The sequence below is a fragment of the Proteus alimentorum genome, from assembly GCF_002607735.1.
Classification (GTDB): Bacteria; Pseudomonadota; Gammaproteobacteria; order Enterobacterales; family Enterobacteriaceae; genus Proteus; species Proteus alimentorum.
Genome location: NZ_NBVR01000026.1, coordinates 120,375 through 139,620, shown reverse-complemented (window position 1 = coordinate 139,620; position 19,246 = coordinate 120,375). Strand labels below are relative to the sequence as shown.

General features: G+C 37.6%; 14 protein-coding genes. 7 read left to right on the top strand and 7 right to left on the bottom strand.

The genetic code is table 11. From position 1 onward, the window contains the following. Position 1: 1 nt before the first annotated feature. Positions 2-688, top strand: a complete 687-nt coding sequence (locus tag B6258_RS09210; RefSeq protein ID WP_099075008.1) for a methionine ABC transporter permease — start codon at positions 2-4, stop codon at positions 686-688. Between the two features lie 50 nt (positions 689-738). Then, complete coding sequence (locus B6258_RS09205) at positions 739-1,563, top strand: MetQ/NlpA family ABC transporter substrate-binding protein (protein WP_099075007.1); 825 nt, start codon at positions 739-741, stop codon at positions 1,561-1,563. A gap of 342 nt (positions 1,564-1,905) precedes the next feature. Here B6258_RS09205 and B6258_RS09200 read toward each other — a convergent pair whose 3' ends face one another. The 5 genes from B6258_RS09200 to ycaO form a co-directional block, all read right to left on the bottom strand. Beyond that, positions 1,906-2,793, bottom strand: a complete 888-nt coding sequence (locus tag B6258_RS09200) for a BPSS1780 family membrane protein (protein WP_099075006.1) — start codon at positions 2,791-2,793, stop codon at positions 1,906-1,908. 299 nt (positions 2,794-3,092) lie between these two features. Further along, positions 3,093-3,833 (bottom strand): pyruvate formate lyase 1-activating protein, encoded by a 741-nt coding sequence (pflA, locus tag B6258_RS09195; RefSeq protein WP_023581312.1) that lies wholly within the window; start codon positions 3,831-3,833, stop codon positions 3,093-3,095. Between the two features lie 106 nt (positions 3,834-3,939). Further along, positions 3,940-6,222: a formate C-acetyltransferase gene (pflB, locus tag B6258_RS09190; RefSeq protein WP_099075005.1), complete on the bottom strand. Its 2,283-nt coding sequence runs from the start codon at positions 6,220-6,222 to the stop codon at positions 3,940-3,942. A 54-nt stretch (positions 6,223-6,276) separates the two neighbouring features. Next, positions 6,277-7,131, bottom strand: coding sequence for a formate transporter FocA (gene focA / locus B6258_RS09185; RefSeq protein WP_099075004.1), 855 nt, complete (start codon positions 7,129-7,131; stop codon positions 6,277-6,279). Between the two features lie 672 nt (positions 7,132-7,803). After that, complete coding sequence (ycaO, locus tag B6258_RS09180; RefSeq protein ID WP_099075003.1) at positions 7,804-9,561, bottom strand: 30S ribosomal protein S12 methylthiotransferase accessory factor YcaO; 1,758 nt, start codon at positions 9,559-9,561, stop codon at positions 7,804-7,806. 228 nt (positions 9,562-9,789) lie between these two features. Between ycaO and ansB the strand changes: the two genes are divergently transcribed. Continuing rightward, positions 9,790-10,827, top strand: a complete 1,038-nt coding sequence (gene ansB / locus B6258_RS09175) for an L-asparaginase 2 (RefSeq protein WP_099075002.1) — start codon at positions 9,790-9,792, stop codon at positions 10,825-10,827. A gap of 96 nt (positions 10,828-10,923) precedes the next feature. On the opposite strand, the gene B6258_RS09170 is transcribed toward ansB, so the two are convergent. After that, positions 10,924-12,063 (bottom strand): two-partner secretion domain-containing protein, encoded by a 1,140-nt coding sequence (locus B6258_RS09170; protein ID WP_099075001.1) that lies wholly within the window; start codon positions 12,061-12,063, stop codon positions 10,924-10,926. A 159-nt stretch (positions 12,064-12,222) separates the two neighbouring features. Continuing rightward, positions 12,223-13,653: an MFS transporter gene (locus tag B6258_RS09165; protein ID WP_099075000.1), complete on the bottom strand. Its 1,431-nt coding sequence runs from the start codon at positions 13,651-13,653 to the stop codon at positions 12,223-12,225. A gap of 136 nt (positions 13,654-13,789) precedes the next feature. Here B6258_RS09165 and serC point away from each other — a divergent pair, with 136 nt between their 5' ends. From serC to rpsA, 4 genes are all read left to right on the top strand, one after another. Further along, positions 13,790-14,878 carry a 3-phosphoserine/phosphohydroxythreonine transaminase gene (gene serC, locus B6258_RS09160; protein ID WP_099074999.1) on the top strand — a complete coding sequence of 363 codons (1,089 nt, stop codon included), beginning with the start codon at positions 13,790-13,792 and terminating at the stop codon, positions 14,876-14,878. A gap of 198 nt (positions 14,879-15,076) precedes the next feature. Continuing rightward, positions 15,077-16,363, top strand: a complete 1,287-nt coding sequence (gene aroA, locus B6258_RS09155; protein ID WP_099074998.1) for a 3-phosphoshikimate 1-carboxyvinyltransferase — start codon at positions 15,077-15,079, stop codon at positions 16,361-16,363. A 312-nt stretch (positions 16,364-16,675) separates the two neighbouring features. Then, the gene (cmk, locus tag B6258_RS09150; RefSeq protein WP_099074997.1) at positions 16,676-17,362 is read left to right on the top strand and encodes a (d)CMP kinase; all 687 of its coding nucleotides are present in this window, start codon (positions 16,676-16,678) and stop codon (positions 17,360-17,362) included. A gap of 173 nt (positions 17,363-17,535) precedes the next feature. Beyond that, positions 17,536-19,209, top strand: coding sequence for a 30S ribosomal protein S1 (gene rpsA, locus B6258_RS09145; RefSeq protein WP_006537421.1), 1,674 nt, complete (start codon positions 17,536-17,538; stop codon positions 19,207-19,209). The last annotated feature ends 37 nt before the right edge of the window (positions 19,210-19,246 follow it).

Genomic DNA, 19,246 nt, shown 5'->3' with positions numbered 1-19,246 from the left:
TATGGATGAAATACAAAGTTGGGTTAATAGCTATTTGCCTCATTTAAAACTCAATGTATTAGGTGAAGAGACATTAAATACATTATATATGACATTGGTTTCTGGAGCATTATCCTGCTTATTAGGGATTTTAATTGGTGTGGCATTATTTTTAACAGCCAAAGAGGGTTATAAAGAAAATATTTCTATATATAGAATAATTTCGTTCGTTGTAAATATATTTAGAGCAGTTCCTTTTATTATTTTAATTATTTTATTATTTCCTTTTACTAAATTAATTGTGGGAACCATCTTAGGTGTTAATGCAGCACTACCTGCATTAGTGATTTCAGCTGCCGCTTTTTATGCTCGATTAGTTGAATTAGCATTACGTGAAGTAGACAAAGGTGTAATAGAAGCAAGCCTCTCTATGGGCGCTAATCTACCGACTTTAATACTTAAGGTGTTATTACCCGAATCTTCACCCGCGCTTGTTTCTGGTTTAACGGTAACATTCATTTCTTTAGTCGGTGGAACGGCCGTTGCTGGTGCAATAGGTGCAGGTGGGTTAGGCAATTTAGCTTATTTAGAAGGGTTTCAGCGCAGCCATCTTGATGTGGTTTGGATTGCAACATTAGTGATTTTATTTATTGTGTTATGTATTCAGTTATTGGGAGATAGTGTTGTAAGAAATATAGATAAACGCTAATTAAAAAATTAATTCAATTAAAAATCAAATTTAAAAATAAGGTTATAACAATGAAATTAACAGTATTTAAAAAACTGGGATCACTGCTACTTATTAGCCTAGCACTCTCTGCTTGTAAACCATCAGATGAAAAATCAGAAAATAAATTAATTATCGGTGCATCAAGTACGCCTCATGCGGAAATTTTAGAATTTATTAAACCACAATTAGCAAAAGAAGGATTAGAGTTAGATATTCGAATTTTCAATGACTATATTATTCCTAATCAGGCATTAGCAGAAAAAGAATTAGATGCAAATTTCTTTCAACATGTGCCTTATTTAAATAAAACACTTGCTGATCACCCAGATTGGAAATTAGTATCAGCAGGCGCAGTGCATATGCACCCATATCGTTTTTTCTCGCAGAAATATAAAAGCTTACAAGATTTACCTAATGGTGCAAAAATGATTAGTAGTAATAATCTGGCACAGCATGGACATATATTAAAATTGTTCCAAGATGAGGGATTAATTAAATTGCGAGGTGGCATTGATCCTGATGATTCTACGATTGATGATATTGTTGAGAATCCTCGCAACATTAAGTTTTTATTTACTTATGACGGCCCATTATTGCCACAAATTTACAAAAATGGTGAAGCGGATGCCGCTTCTATTGATGGGCACTTTGCCATTAATGCAGGGCTTGATTTAACTAAAGAAGTTATTTATACAGAGCCTGCGGCTAACAGTAAGTTTGCCAATGTGGTTGTTATAAGAGAAGAAGATAAAAACGATCCGCGTATCGCTAAATTAATGGCGCAGCTAAAAGCACCGGAAACCAAAAAATTTATTTTGGATACCTTTAAAGGTGAGGCAGTTCCAGTTCCATAATCAATCGATTCTCAAGTTAATGTATCAAAGAGTGGTGTAAGAAATTATGCCACTTTTTTTGTTTATTATAGGGAGACTATAAAGAGGATTTTAATAAAGAAATGACTATTTAACAAGAATATAACGCAATCCGTCTTTGGTTAAACCGATCACGGCAGATCCTATTTATGCTGTTAAATTAGATCTATTGCTTGAATTTACCTCCGTTATTTTAAGGCATCCCTATTTAATAAGAACCTTACAAAAGAGCATACTCTATGATAGTTTTTAAACAGCAGTTACATCGATTAGTAAAGTACCACCTCTTTTAGAGGTGGTACTTAAGTCAGTTAATGCTAAGAATTAACTGACTAATTTGCCAATATTGGATTCAGCAGTTTTATTTAGAGAAATCGTTCCATTTCCATCGTTTCCACCATTATTTCCTTGGTTGCCTACATTATGGTGATAAAAAACGTCACGATAAGAGCCATACATCGCAGTGTAAGAAAGAGGAATAGTAATTAATAACCCTAAACCAAATGGAATAACACTCACGGCCAGAATAAATAACAGTAAAATAAAGAAGAAGAACCCACCTGCTAAATTTATTTTTACTGCCGAAAGGCTCGCTTTAACAGCAGGGAGTGCTTTATAGCCGTTGACTAATATTAACGCAGGGACAAACCAATATGCAGCAGTACTAATTGTACCGAAAATAGCAATAATAATGATAAATAGAGTAAAACCTGATGTGTTATCAGCCATCATTTCAGCAATAATTTCTTCAGAGTAATCACTAGAAGCCGCATAGATAACGTCCATCATGGCTGCACCAGAGATAATAACTGCGAGAATAATCCCAAACAGAAAAATAAGGAAACTAATACCGTAAGCGCCCATTATACTTAGATAGCGTTTGTTATAAAAACCAAAGAATAGATTATCAACATCCATCCGTCGGGTTTCATATTGCTGATGGGCAATGGCAATAAGGCCCGTAGCTAATACAGTAGTAATAAAAGGTGATATGATTGGACCTATTAGCGGAATAAAACCAAGAATGGTCGATATAATAAGACTAACGATAAAGTAGATAATAATAACACCTATCCACATCCAAAAACGTTCTTTTATTAAATCCCATCCCAGTCCTAACCAACGTACTCCGCCTGAGGCGCCTCGTGCTTGAGGAATAGGTGTAAATACCTCTTGTGGTTCTATTAGCGATGAATTATTGTCTTGTTCCATTTCCTGTACCTTAATCCCAATATCTTTAGTTTATAAATATAAGCCTTCTATAATATCTTTTTGTTTTGTTATTAATCAACTGTATTCAACTTAATATAGGATAAGGATAATCTTAGAATGTATATTTTTACTTGTGGGGACAGCCATTCTTTAATTAATACAAAATGATTTAAATAATTTAAGTTAACTTCATCTAATTAAAAAATAACTTTATTTATTTTGAATATTTTTAATTATATAAAAACAAAAAAGCAGCACTTTGATGTGCTGCTTCTTAAATTAATCTTAAGTAGAAAAGCTTAGTAGATCACTTTATGGCCATAAGATTCAAGAATTGATTTTACATTTTCCATCGTCTCTTTTGACGGTGGGTGAATGCCATCTAGCTTGTATTCTTCTCCTAAAGCTACCCATTTATGTTTGCCAAGTTCGTGGTAAGGAAGAAGTTCTACTTTTTCAATATTTTTCATATCTTTAATAAATTCGCCTAAACGATGAGCCGAATCATCATCATCAGACCAACCCGGTACAACAACATAACGAACCCATGTTTTTTGGCCTCGTTTTGCTAGATAACGTGCGAATTCAAGTGTACGCTGGTTTGATACGCCAACCAGTTTCTGGTGGATCTCATCATTGACTTGTTTTAGGTCGAGCATCACTAAGTCAGTAGCATCCATTAATTCATCAATAACAGGATCATAACGACGAACAAAGCCATTAGTATCTAGGCAGGTATGGATATTTTCTTTCTGGCAAGCGCGGAACCAATCACGCACAAATTCTGCTTGCAAAATTGCTTCGCCACCTGACGCAGTAACACCGCCGCCAGAAGCATTCATAAAATGACGATAGGTAACCGCCTCTTTCATTAGTTCATCAACTGTGACGATTTGCCCACCATGAGTATCCCATGTGTCACGGTTGTGACAATAGAGGCATCTCATTAGGCATCCTTGAAAGAAAACAATGAAACGTATTCCGGGACCGTCAACAGTACCGCAGGATTCAAATGAGTGGATACGACCAAGTACGGACATAACAGGGTTACTCCAAAACTGTCTAATAAAAAGGCCCCAAAGTAGGGGCCTTTATTCTAAGCGATTTTATCTACTTTCTCAGTAAATAAATGCATGAGTTATCAAATTACATTGTTTGTGTAAATGTACGGGTGATAACGTCTTGCTGTTGCTCTTTAGTCAGTGAGTTAAAGCGAACTGCATAACCAGAAACACGGATAGTTAACTGAGGATATTTCTCAGGGTCTTCCATTGCTTCCAACAGCATTTCACGATTCATCACGTTGACGTTCAGGTGTTGACCACCTTCGATGCCTGCTTCGTGGTGGAAGTAACCGTCCATCAGACCAGCAAGGTTCGCTTTACGAACATCATCATCTTTACCTAATGCATTAGGTACGATTGAGAAGGTGTAAGAAATACCGTCTTTCGCATAAGCAAATGGTAGTTTAGCAACTGAAGTCAGTGAAGCTACCGCACCTTTTTGGTCACGACCGTGCATTGGGTTAGCACCTGGTCCGAATGGTGCGCCTGCACGACGACCGTCTGGCGTGTTACCTGTTTTCTTACCGTAAACAACGTTTGAAGTGATAGTCAGGATAGACTGTGTAGGTACCGCATTACGGTATGTACGCAGTTTCTGAATTTTCTTCATGAAACGTTCAACTAAGTCACAAGCGATGTCATCTACACGAGAATCGTTGTTACCGAATTGTGGGTATTCGCCATCAATTTTGAAGTCAATCGCTAAACCGTTTTCATCACGGATTGGAGAAACTTTTGCATATTTGATAGCAGACAGTGAGTCAGCAGCAACAGACAGACCTGCGATACCACATGCCATTGTACGATATACGTCACGGTCATGAAGTGCCATCAGAGCTGCTTCATAGCTGTATTTATCGTGCATGTAGTGGATAACGTTCAGTGCAGTTACGTACTGAGTTGCTAACCAATCCATAAAGTGATCCATTTGGTTCATCACGGTATCGAAGTTTAATACTTCGTCCATGATTGGCGCATGTTTTGGACCTACTTGGATTTTCAGTTTTTCGTCAACACCACCATTGATGGTATACAGTAAGGTTTTCGCTAAGTTTGCACGAGCACCGAAGAACTGCATTTGTTTACCAACAACCATTGGGCTAACACAACATGCGATTGCATAGTCATCGCTGTCGAAATCAGGGCGCATTAAGTCATCATTTTCGTACTGGATTGAAGAAGTATCGATTGAGACTTTCGCTGCGTATTTTTTGAAGTTGATAGGCAGTTGTTCTGACCACAGGATGGTCATGTTTGGTTCTGGTGATGGACCCATTGTGTACAGGGTATTTAAGAAACGGAAAGTATTCTTAGTGACCAGAGTACGGCCATCTAAACCCATACCTGCTAAAGATTCCGTTGCCCAGATTGGGTCACCAGAGAACAGTTCATCATATTCAGGAGTACGTAAGAAACGAACCATACGTAATTTCATGACTAAGTGGTCAATTAATTCCTGAGCTTGTTCTTCTGTCAGTAGACCCGCTTCAATATCACGTTGGATGTAGATATCTAAGAAAGTAGATACACGACCAAATGACATTGCAGCACCGTTTTGAGATTTAACAGCGGCTAAGTAACCGAAGTAAGTCCATTGTACTGCTTCTTTCGCGTTTTGAGCTGGGCGAGAAATATCGTAACCGTATTTCGCAGCCATTTCTTGGATTTGACCTAAAGCAGCGTGCTGCTCTGCGATTTCTTCACGCAGTTGGATAGTCATTTCCAGATCTTCGCCTTTTTCCATTCTTTCTTGTAAAGAGGTGAATTGGGCAAATTTATCTTTACGCAGGAACTCAATACCGTACAGTGCAACACGACGGTAGTCACCGATGATACGACCACGACCATATGCATCTGGTAAACCTGTTAAGATACCAGATTTACGGCATTTCATGATGTCTGGAGTATAAACATCGAAAACGCCTTGGTTATGAGTTTTACGGTAATTAGTAAAGATTTTTTTCAGTTCTGGATCCAGCTCACGGTTGTAAGCGTGGCAAGAACTTTCAACCATACGGATACCACCGAATGGGATGATCGCACGTTTCAGAGGTGCATCAGTCTGTAAACCTACGATTTGTTCTAAATCTTTAGTGATGTAACCCGCATCGTGAGATGTGATAGTTGAAGCAACAGAAGTATCAAAATCAACCGGCGCATGCGTGCGGTTTTCGATTTTGATGCCTTCCATAACTTGTTCCCAAAGTGTATCAGTTGCTTTAGTGGAACCTGCTAGGAAAGATTCGTCGCCTTCATATGGAGTGTAGTTTTTTTGAATAAAGTCACGAACGTTAACACCGTTCTGCCATTCACCTTCAGAAAAACCTTTCCATGCTTCAGCAAATTTTTCATTTAAATCAGACATGATACTTCTACCTTTTTACAATGGAACTTAAGAAATCAGTCATACCTGCACGGATTAATGTTTGTCACCGCGCAGATGCATTAACCAGTATACCAGACCAACTAGGACTGCTCCGCCAATAATGTTACCGATAGTGACAGGTAATAAATTATGAGAGAGAAAATTTGATACAGTTAAATTTGAAAATTGTTCGGATGATGCACCTACTTTAGTCCAGAATTCTGCGGGTGCAAAATTCTTAATAACAATACCTAAAGGAATAAGGAACATGTTAGCGATACTGTGCTCAAAACCACTAGCAACGAACATGCCGATAGGTAAAATCAGTGCAAAAAGCTTGTCAATCAGTGTACGACCTGCATAGCTCATCCATACTGCAAGACAGACCATTAAGTTAGCTAGAATACCTAAACAGACTGCTTCAATAAACGTGTGCTCTAGTTTATGTTGTGCAGTTTGTAAAACATTCAGCCCCCAAAGCCCATTTGCGGCCATATACTGACCAGCAAACCACATTAAGGCGACAAAAAAGAGTGCGCCAACAAAGTTACCAAGATAGACATTTATCCAGTTAGCAAACATTTTGCCCCAAGATATACGTCCGGTTGCTTTAGGAATAATAGTCAGAACAGTTGAGGTGAATAAGTCCGCGCCACAAACGATAACGAGCATTAACCCCAGAGAGAAGCAGATCCCACCGACTAATTTAGCCAGCCCAAATGGAACAGATGCGGTACCTGTAGTAGCAGTAATATAAAAAACAAAAGCAATGGATATAAACATTCCCGCAGTAAATGCAGATAAGTAAGTCGTTGGGATCTGTTTATTTGCTTTATAACAACATGCATCATCGGCAACTTTTGCCATATCTGCAGGTGATAATAAATTAAAAGGGCTGTCAGCTTTCATACTAACACTCTCTTATATGTTGGAATAATTATAGCACGCAATAATAGTAGCAAAGGGGCTTACTTCTAAAATTGATATGGATCATGGTCGCTCATTAGAATCCTGTTTTTAGTGCGTAAAAACCCGCTATTTTAGCTATAACTATTTGATTAAATTAATGAAAAAATTTTTTAAAAATTATCAAAAAATTTTAGACTAGCTGGATAAATAAAGTGGAAAGTAAATATAAAGTATTATTTAAACCCCGTATGTTAAGAATTAAAAATTAAATTTAACGCTTTATTTACTTTTGTCATAAATATAAACATTACTTTATTTGTGGTTAATCTTTAGTGATTACTCCAGACATATATCCATTATAAAAATAAGGTTTTTTAATTTTTGAGATCTGGTTAAATAAATAGCAATTTAATCTAGAATTAAGCGCTATTCTTAGTGTAAAAATTCAATGTAAGTTTATAGTGTCATATTAAATGCCTTAAATCGTCACTTTTGCCATATTTTGACAATTTTGTCAGATGGCAAATTTGTCATGTTGACAAATCTGTCAATATTTTATTTTCAGCAAAATAAAACACTCTACTTTTCAATAGAGTGTTTCAATTTAAATACGCGCTTATTATTCAGTTAAAATTAGTTATTATTTAATAAATAACCTTAAACAAAATAGTCTTATTTCGTCGATTGACGTTTTGCTTTCTGTAATTTCTCATAGGCTGCAAGTAACGACTGATGAACAGGCAAATTAGCTAAATCAGGATCAATAGTCTGTAATCCGTAAAATGCTTGTTTACCTTGCATTGCATTTAAGGCTGCCTGTAATGTTTTTTCACCATACATACGAGAAAATGCGTGCGTATATTGTTCTGATTCACGTTCAGTCTCTTGTTGTAATAATAAGAGATTGTGTAAACAGCGATAGTAGTTTTGACGCTCTGGCGTAAATAAAGAAGCATTAAAATCTTGAGTCCATTCAACCCAAACGAGCGCTTGATCAAGATCGCCACCCGCAAGTGCTAACATTGATTTTAATTCGCCTACACGTAAATGGCTCCAACCATTATCTTTGCCAGGAGCAATACCAATCATCTCTCTGATACGTGTAAAGTCGTCTAAACCATCTTCATCAAATTGACCAATAAGAGAAAGATACTCTTCTTGAGAGCCTTGGCTTGTTGGTAGAGAAAGAATAGTGTCACGCCAATGTACACCCATAATGTTATTGGCTAATTGTAAATCTTCAGCAGGATAAATATCTGATAAACCCGGTACTAAAATACGACAAGCGTATACACCTAGGTGTGAGTAGTCCATGATATAGACTTCTGCATCGCACTGTTGGCAAAGTGACATTAAGGTGTGGAACTCTTCTTCTGTCGTACCACTGAAGTTCCAATCAACAAACGGGTAATCGGCATCTTTCTTAAATAGATCCCAGCTAATTAAACCACTTGAATCAATAAAGTGTGTTTCAAGGTTAGTATGATCACCGACTTCTTCATCATCAAAGCTTGGTGGATTAAAGACATCGAGATCTTTAAGGCTACGGCCTTGTAATAATTCAGTGACAGTACGCTCTAAAGCCACACCAAAATCAGGGTGAGCACCAAAAGAGGCAAAGCAGGTGCCATTTTGTGGGTTGAATAACACGACACAAATAACAGGGAATTGACCACCTAAAGAGGCATCAAAGCTAAAGATTGGGAAACCTTCTTGCTCTAATGTTTCAATCGCTTCAATAACAGCAGGATAGCGAGCTAAAACTACTTTAGGAATTTCAGGTAAGCTAATTCTTTCAGTGATAATGCGATTTTTGACATAACGTTCAAAAACTTCAGAAAGCCCTTGAACTCGTGCTTCATTCTTTGTATTTCCCGCTGACATACCATTAGAAGCATATAAGTTAGCAATAATATTTACAGGAATATAAACGGGCTTTTCATCAGATTGACGTATAAATGGTAGAGCACAAATTCCGCGATCATGATTACTTGATTGTAAATCAACTAACTCACTACCACATAACTCACCTTCAGGATCATAAAACTCGCGTAAACGCGCATCTAATAAGCCAGTAGGAACGGAATCATCTTCTGTGAGTGGGAACCATTTTTCACTTGGATAGTGAACAAATTCACCTTCGGCAATATCAGCACCTAGCCAGAAATCAGAGAAGAAATAATTGGTTGAAAGACGTTCAAAGTATTCGCCTAGTGCAGAGGCTAATGCTGCCTTTTTGCTAGCGCCTTTACCGTTAGTAAAACATAAAGGGCAATCTTTATCGCGAATATGAACAGACCAAACGTTAGGAACAGGGTTTAACCATGAAGCTTCTTCAATGTTAAATCCTAAGTCGGTTAATTTTTGCTGAAAGCTAGCGATAGAATCTTCCAGTGCGGCATCTTTGCCAGGAATAAATGTTTGTGACATGGCAGGTTTCATCAATATTTTGCTGGTGATAGTTAGGGGCACATGATACTGAAACTCCCTGTAATGCACTAATAATTTCTCTCATTTACCCAAGGTTAACTATATTTATCGTTCATAATTTATTTGATATATGATTTTTTTTAATAAATTCGTTCGATTTATCACGGAATTAATAATTTTAAATCATCATAATTGGATTTATTTATAAACTCATAAGGGATCAGTTCGATGATGAAAAAAACATTGCTCGCAAGCCTGTTAGCTGTAATCAGTGGTTCTGCTTTTGCCTTACCTAATGTCACCATTTTAGCAACAGGTGGCACAATTGCTGGTGGTGGTGATTCAGCAACAACATCAAGTTATACCGCAGGCAAGTTAGGTATTGATACATTGATTAATGCAGTACCTGAAGCTAAAAAAGTCGCTAATTTAAAAGGCGAGCAAGTCGTGAATATCGGCTCTCAAGATATGAATGATCAAGTATGGCTTAAGCTGGCTAATAAAATTAATGCAGATTGCGACAAAACAGACGGCTTTGTGATCACCCATGGTACAGATACCATGGAAGAAACCGCCTATTTCCTTGATTTAACTACAGCATGTAAAAAACCGGTCGTTATGGTGGGGGCAATGCGTCCTGCAACGGCATTAGGTGCTGAAGGCCCTTTAAATCTTTTTAATGCGGTTGTGATTGCGAGTGATAAAGCCTCTGAAGATCGTGGTGTATTAGTGACCATGAATAATGCGGTTATCAGTGGTAAAGATGTTGTGAAAATGAACACGACTGAAGTACAAGCATTCCAGCCTGTTAACGCAGGCGCTCAAGGTTATGTACATAACGGTAAGGTTCATTATTATACCGCGGCATTACCTCGTGCTGACAAACCTGCATTTGATGTCAGCAAACTGACTGAATTACCAAAAGTGGGTATTGTTTATAACTACTCCAATGCCTCTAATTTACCAGCAAAAGCCTTTATTGATAACGACTACAAAGGTATTGTCAGTGCCGGTGTGGGTAACGGTAATTTATATACTGATATTTTTGATACCTTAGCTGATGGTGCTAAAAAAGGTGTCGTTGTTGTACGTGCAAGTCGCGTACCAGTCGGTTTTACTACACAAAATGGTGAAGTTGATGATGCAAAATATGGCTTTGTTGCATCAGAGCGCTTAAACCCACAAAAAGCGAGAGTGTTATTACAGTTATCACTGACTGAAACTCAAGATCCAGCAAAAATTCAAAAGAACTTTGAAAAATATTAATTTCTGCTATATGTAGGTTAAATTTTTAGCGGAAATTTAAAAAAAGAGAGTCCATCTTAAGTATATCAATAAATAGATGGCTCTCTTTTGAAATAATTATTTTATTTTAAGTAATTTATCATAACTGTTTAGTACTGCATTATGATTATCAATACGATCTATTTTTTTATCTTGGGTATATAAACGAATTGTTTTGTATACACCTTCATTAATAAATTGACCGTTATGATTAAGAGCGATTGTCAAATTATTCATGGGAACCGCAGTATCTTTTAGTGTAACACCTCGTCTTCTGTCAATTCTATTTCCCAAAGATTGTATAATAAAACCATCTTTTTTATTGGTAAATGTAGAATAGCCTTTGAGATTGAGGGTAAGTCCTTGTGTCGAAATATAATGATAGTTATTAAACTTTGTATTGCTAAGGTTAAATAAAATACTTTTTTTACTCTTATTATTGGCTCTAATAATACCGTAGTTATCAAGAGTTGTATTATCGGCATTAATAATCACTCTATTTAATGAAAATAAACCTTGGGAGAGTGCGGTATTATTTTTATTGCCGAGGGTTATTTGATGCCTGACTTCATAAGCAGCCTCCAATGTACGCATGCCATTTATGAGTGGATATGACTTATTTTTATTGAGATAAGATCGAATAACACCGGTATCGATAACGATATTTCCTCTTGAAGAGATAAAACCTTTTTCTAAATTAATATTATTAGAAATAATATTAATTTGATTAAATGCCATATTAAATTTATGCTTATCACTACGTAAAATTATGCGACCAAAATTTTCTTTAATATTTTCATTATAATATCGTGGGTCATGAAATGAAATGTGATTTTCTAAATGGTAGCCTATCAATTCTCCTTGTTCAATAATGGGTTTCCCCGTTACTAAAGTTTCAGATAATGTATTTGAAAAACTGCAGTTATCACAAATAATCCCATTTGGATTAGCAATAATAACATGAGCAGTTTGCCCTTTTACGCCTATATTACCCTCCAATAAAGAACTTGGGCCGTTGATGACTTCATTAATAATATAATCTGCTTTTGCCTCAATGTTATTTAACGTTAATCCTGATTTATCGACATTAAACGACTCGTGTTTATTGTAAGATACTTTTTTTTCATTACTGGGTTCAATAATTATTTCATTACTAGCGAAACATATTGATGATGTGGATATGAATCCGATAAACATAGTTATAATTTTTAATTTCATAGGGTTTTCCTTTTATCTATTTGTCTAAGTTAATTTATCGACAATATTAAGAGGAATAAACCTTATAAAATAAAAAGGGTTTTTATTTATAATAAAAAAACAAATAACAAGGAATAAAAATTGTTATTTGTTTTTTATCATAAAGAAAGAAACAAGGATTCAATGATCTTTGATTCGATTGACAACAATATTAGCGGTACAAAAAGCAATAAAAGGTGTAAAAGAAAATACAATAAATAACCAATGTGCCGCATTTTGAGCACCTATTATACCGCCCGGATCTGTTAATCCAGCCATATTCACCACAGTCCCAGAAATAGAGGCGCCAACAGCCGTTGAAAACAATTGGATAGTGGTAATGGATGTTGCTGCTTTTTGCGCTTCTTGCCCCTGAGAAACGTGTAAAACACGGGTTAAATAATGTGGCCATGCCATACCAATTCCGGCACCGGTAAAAAAGAGGGCTATACAAATAATGATAATTTGCGCATAAGGTATGGTTAGAACATTAGAGATAAATAAACCAAGGATCACAATGGCTGAAAAATTAATCATTGGGCCAAAACGCATTAATTTCTGAGCAGTAGATTGTTTGCTTGATGAAGACATAATGGCAGAGAAAGACCAACCCGCACCAACCAATGCTGCTAAATAGCCCGAAAGCAGTGGGGTAATATGATGGATAATTTGCAAGAAGTAGGGCACAAAGACTTCTGTTTGTACACTGATCCCTAATAAAGCCATGGTGAGATATATGGGGGCTAGTGGTGCAGAAAAAGAAAATGTTCCTTTAGGAAATAAGCCATCGTTTGATTTTTTATCAATATTGACTAGCAGTAGAATAAAGATAAAAGCAAATACAAAGGATAAAACGTTATATAAAATAACGTGATAGAGACTACCAATAGAAATAGATAATACAGCAAACATGAGTAAAATAAGCTGTTGATAAGGTAACGGGGTTTTCGCGACGATAATATCAGCAGTATTTTCGGTAGGAAGAATAGTAAATAATAAAATAGCGTAAGGAATACCTACAAATAAAATAGACCAAAATGCACCACGCCAAACATCATACTCAGCAAATATTCCACCTAATGCAGGGCCTAATAGTGTCGATATTCCCCACATGCTAGACATTAATGCCATGGCTCTAGACCAAAGTGGTTGAGGAAACATGACTCTAACTAAAGAGTAAGCAAGTGCCAGCAACATTCCTCCGCCTGCGCCTTGAACAAATCGCCCTAAAAGTAATATCGGCATTGAGGGCGCTGTCGCACAAATAACAGAACCTGCTAAAAAGCAAATTGTGGCAAAAAGATAACTATTGCGAGGTGCAAATACACTCAGTAATCGAGATGTTAATGCGGAAGAGAGAATTGAAGCTAGAATAAAAACAGTGGTGTTCCATGCATATAAATTAAGCCCGCCAATATCACGTACAATTGAAGGCAACGTTGTGATCGTAATATAGACATTAATTGCGTGTAATGCGACACCTCCTGCTAAAGCGAGCGATTTTAGACTATTTTTTCCATGCAGAAGCATTCCCCAGCTCGCTTCTTCTTTTTTATTTACACTCCCCGACATAAAACACTCCTAACCCTTATTTTTATGCTCTGTATATTATGCGTTAGTTCACAATAATCATTGCGCCAATTTAACGGGAATGATACAACCGATAAAGGTCATTTTGTAAAAACATATTCAGATAGGGTGAATTTGAATGAGTCAGGTATATAACTTTAGTGCAGGTCCGGCTATGTTACCGGCAGAAGTCCTTCGTCGTGCAGAATTAGAATTATGCAACTGGCATGAACTTGGGCGTTCGGTTATGGAAATTAGCCACCGCAGTAAAGAGTTTCTTGAAGTTGCTCATCAGGCAGAACAAGATCTTCGCGATCTTCTCAATGTGCCAGAAAACTACAAAATTCTTTTTTGTCACGGTGGTGCTCGAGGCCATTTTGCTGCTTTACCTCTCAATTTATTAGGCGATAAAGCAAGCGCTGATTATATTGATGGTGGTTATTGGGCTAAAAGTGCAGCTGAAGAAGCTGAAAAATATTGTTCGCCAAATATCATTAAAATTAAAACAGAAGTTGATGGCAAAATTGGTGTTAAACCAATGAAAGAGTGGCAATTAAGTGCTGATGCTGCTTATGTGCATTATTGCCCAAATGAAACCATTGATGGTATTGCCATTCATGAAGAGCCAGATTTTGATGACAGCAAAATTGTTATTGCTGACTACTCCTCTTCTATTTTATCTCAACCGATAGATGTTAGCCGTTTTGGTGTTATTTATGCGGGTGCACAAAAGAATATTGGTCCTGCGGGTTTAACTATTGTCATTATTCGTGAAGATCTATTAGGTAAAGCGCGCAAAGAGACACCTTCCGTGTTTGATTACACCGTACTTGCTGAAAATGATTCCATGTTTAATACACCACCTACTTTTGCTTGGTATTTATCAGGTATGGTCTTTAAATGGCTAAAAGAACAAGGTGGGTTGCAAGAGATGGCAAAACGTAACTATGAGAAAGCTGCACTTCTTTATAGTGCAATTGATAATAGTGATTTCTATATCAATCGTATTGCCACAGAGAATCGTTCACTAATGAATGTCCCTTTCCAAATGTCTTCTCCAGAGTTAGATTCTGTATTCTTAAAAGAGGCAGAAGCACAAGGGTTAGTCGCCTTAAAAGGTCACCGTGTATCAGGTGGTATGCGTGCTTCAATTTATAACGCAATGCCATTAGAAGGTGTTCAAGCATTAGTTGATTTTATGGCTGATTTTGAACGTCGCCATGCGTAATAAATAAAATTCTCAACTAAGAAAACCTGCTTAAAATACAGGTTTTCTTAGTTATTCAATATTTAAGATGTTAATAATTAAAATTGAATTACCGAGTACAGAATTAATAAATAAAAATACAAGTACCTAAATAATTTTATATTTAATTAAATAACATCCCTGTTTAATCTACTTGTTTATTGGAGTTTTTACCTGTTTATGGAATCGTTAACATTACAACCTATCGCTCATATCGAAGGTGTTATTAATTTACCAGGATCAAAAAGTGTCTCTAACCGTGCGTTGTTATTAGCGGCTTTAGCTAAAGGTAAAACTCGTCTAACCAACTTATTAGATAGTGATGATATTCGTCATATGCTTAATGCATTAAAAGCATTAGGTGTGCAATATCAATTATCAAATGACAATACGGTATGTGATATTGAAGGGCTAGGGGGCGAATTTAAAACCAATTCACCATTAGAGCTCTTTTTAGGTAATGCAGGTACAGCAATGCGCCCATTAGCGGCTGCCTTAAATCTCGGTCAGCATGATATTATTCTTACTGGCGAACCTCGTATGAAAGAGCGTCCAATTGGGCATTTAGTTGATGCTTTACGCCAAGGTGGCGCAAAAATTGATTATCTTGAACAAACGGATTATCCGCCAATTCGCTTACGTGGTGGTTTTTTAGGGGGCAATGTTGAGGTTGATGGCAGTGTTTCTAGCCAATTTTTGACTGCATTATTAATGGCCGCACCTTTAGCTGAGCAAGATACGATTATCACCATTAAAGGTGAGTTAGTATCAAAACCTTACATTGATATTACCTTAGCCTTAATTAATACCTTTGGTGGGAAAATTGAAAACCAAGACTACCAACGCTTTGTTATAAAAGGTGGTCAGCAATACCAATCTCCAGAAAAGTACCTTGTAGAAGGTGATGCTTCATCTGCTTCTTACTTTTTAGCTGCTGCTGCCATTAAAGGCGGTACTGTACGAGTTACAGGTATAGGTAAAAATAGCTTACAAGGGGATATTCATTTTGCTTCTGTGCTTGAAAAAATGGGTGCAAAAGTACGCTGGGGTGATGATTATATTGAGTGTGAGCGTGGAACGTTAAAAGGCATTGATATGGATATGAATACTATCCCTGATGCAGCGATGACCATTGCTACCACAGCACTTTTTGCAGAAGGCGAAACGGTTATCCGCAATATTTATAATTGGCGCGTAAAAGAAACTGATCGACTAGCGGCAATGGCTGCAGAGTTACAAAAAGTGGGCGCTGTTGTTGAAGAAGGGCACGACTACTTAAAAGTCACGCCACCAAAGCAATTAACCACTGCGAATATCGAAACTTATAATGATCACCGTATTGCAATGTGTTTTTCATTGGTGGCGCTTTCAGATACGCCAATTACTATTCTTGATCCGGGGTGTACTGCAAAAACCTTCCCTGATTATTTTGAGAAATTAGAAACACTTTCTCAGCGTAATAATTAATGTAAAAAGCATTAATTAAAATAAGTCAAAATTAAATCAGTTAAATCGGCAGTATTGGACTTTTTGAAGAACAATACTGCCGATTTTCTATGGTGATTAGATTAAATTTTCTAAAAAATACACTATCTCGAAAAAATAATATTAAATAAGACGCTTTAGTGCTTATCTGCTTGTTTCTTCCTATACATTGTATGCGTATAATGTCGCGCATATATTAATACTGTTTTTCTCTGTTTGAACACTATGCCTATTATATCAATGTAATAAGAGCAACAAATACAGAAATGCAGTGCCCACGAAAAGGAGAAACTCATGGCGGTTATCGTCCCTGTTATAACTGTTGATGGGCCTAGCGGAGCAGGTAAAGGAACATTATGCCAAGCATTAGCGAAAGCGTTTGGCTGGCATTTACTCGATTCTGGCGCTATTTATCGTGTATTGGCATTAGCGGCTTTACATCACCATGTTGATATCACCTCAGAAGATGCTTTAGTCCCCTTGGCTGCAAATTTAGATGTGCGTTTTATTCCTAATGAGAATGGCTTAAGTGTCATTCTTGAAGGTGAAGATGTTTCAACTGAAATTCGAACAGAAACCGTTGGGAACACGGCATCACAAGCTGCGACTTTTCCTCGTGTAAGAGAAGCATTACTGCGTCGCCAACGCGCATTTCGTACAGCGCCGGGCTTAATTGCAGATGGCCGAGATATGGGCACAATCGTTTTTCCTGATGCCCAAGTAAAAATATTTCTAGAAGCGAGTGCAGAAGAGCGCGCGCGTCGTCGCATGTTACAGTTGCAGGAAAAGGGCTTTAATGTTAACTTTGAGCGCCTTTTATCCGAGATAAAAGAACGCGATCACCGTGACCGGAATCGCGCTGTTGCGCCACTTGTTGCGGCGAAAGATGCATTAATTCTCGATTCTACAAGCTTGTCTATTGACGAAGTCATTGAAAAATCGTTGACTTATGCTAAAAAAAATCTGCAATTATCAGCGTAATTAATTTTTATTTCGTTTATACTAGGTAATTATCAAAATCGGGTTGACGTGTTAATGAAAACACAACAATGCCCGATGACCTTGTCACAAAGGATGTAACGAGGTATGTGAAACAACCCCATTCGGCCGGATGCTAAATGGACGTTAATTAAATTTACTTGAAGATCATTAACATGACAGAATCTTTTGCTCAACTCTTTGAAGAATCCCTAAAAACAATCGAAACTCGTCCTGGCGCTATCGTTCGCGGCGTTGTAGTTGCTATCGATAAAGACGTTGTTCTGGTTGATGCAGGTCTGAAATCAGAATCTGCTATTCCTGTAGAACAATTCAAAAACGCTCAAGGCGAATTAGAAATCCAAGTGGGCGACGAAATTGATGTTGCTCTGGACGCGGTTGAAGATGGCTTCGGTGAAACCGTTCTGTCTCGTGAGAAAGCTAAACGTCACGAAGCGTGGCTGATGCTGGAAAAAGCTTACGAAGAAAACGAAACTGTTGTTGGTATCATCAACGGTAAAGTTAAAGGTGGTTTCACTGTTGAACTGAACGGCATTCGTGCGTTCTTACCAGGTTCACTGGTAGACGTTCGCCCAGTTCGCGATACAACTCATCTGGAAAACAAAGAGCTTGAGTTCAAAGTCATCAAATTAGACCAAAAACGTAACAACGTTGTTGTATCTCGTCGTGCGGTTATCGAATCTGAAAACAGTGCAGAACGCGATCAGTTATTAGAAAACCTGCAAGAAGGCATGGAAGTTAAAGGTATCGTTAAGAACCTTACTGACTACGGTGCATTCGTTGATCTGGGCGGTGTTGACGGCTTACTGCACATCACTGACATGGCTTGGAAACGTGTTAAACACCCAAGCGAAATTGTCAATGTTGGCGACGAAATCACTGTTAAAGTCCTGAAATTCGACCGTGAACGTACTCGCGTATCATTAGGTCTGAAACAACTGGGCGAAGATCCATGGGTAGCTATCGCTAAACGTTATCCAGAAGGTACTAAACTGACTGGTCGTGTAACTAACCTGACTGATTACGGTTGCTTCGTAGAAATCGAAGAAGGCGTTGAAGGTCTGGTACACGTTTCTGAAATGGATTGGACTAACAAAAACATTCACCCATCTAAAGTTGTTAACGTTGGTGATGTTGTTGAAGTTATGGTTCTTGACATCGATGAAGAACGTCGTCGTATTTCACTGGGTCTGAAACAGTGCAAATCTAACCCATGGCAGCAGTTCGCAGAAACTCACAACAAGAACGACCGTGTTGAAGGTAAAATCAAGTCTATCACTGACTTCGGTATCTTCATCGGTTTAGACGGCGGTATCGACGGTCTGGTTCATTTATCTGACATTTCTTGGAATGTTGCAGGTGAAGAAGCCGTTCGTGAATACAAAAAAGGCGACGAAATCGCTGCTGTAGTTCTGCAAGTTGATGCTGAACGTGAACGTATCTCACTGGGTGTTAAACAATTATCAGAAGATCCATTCAATAATTACCTGTCTGCTCACAAAAAAGGTGCTATTGTTTCTGGTAAAGTAACTGCTGTTGACGCTAAAGGCGCAACTGTAGAATTAGCTGACGGTGTTGAAGGTTACCTGCGTGCTTCAGAAGCTTCACGTGACCGCGTTGAAGATGCAACTCTGGTTCTGAATGTTGGCGAAGCTGTAGAAGCTAAATACACTGGCGTTGACCGTAAAAACCGCGTTATCAACTTATCTGTTCGTGCTAAGGACGAAGCAGACGAGAAAGACGCTATCGCTTCTGTAAACAATAAAGAAGAAGTTGGTTTTTCAAACAACGCTATGGCTGAAGCTTTCAAAGCAGCTAAAGGCGAATAATTTAAGTTATTAACGGAAGGCAACGTTAATCGTTGCC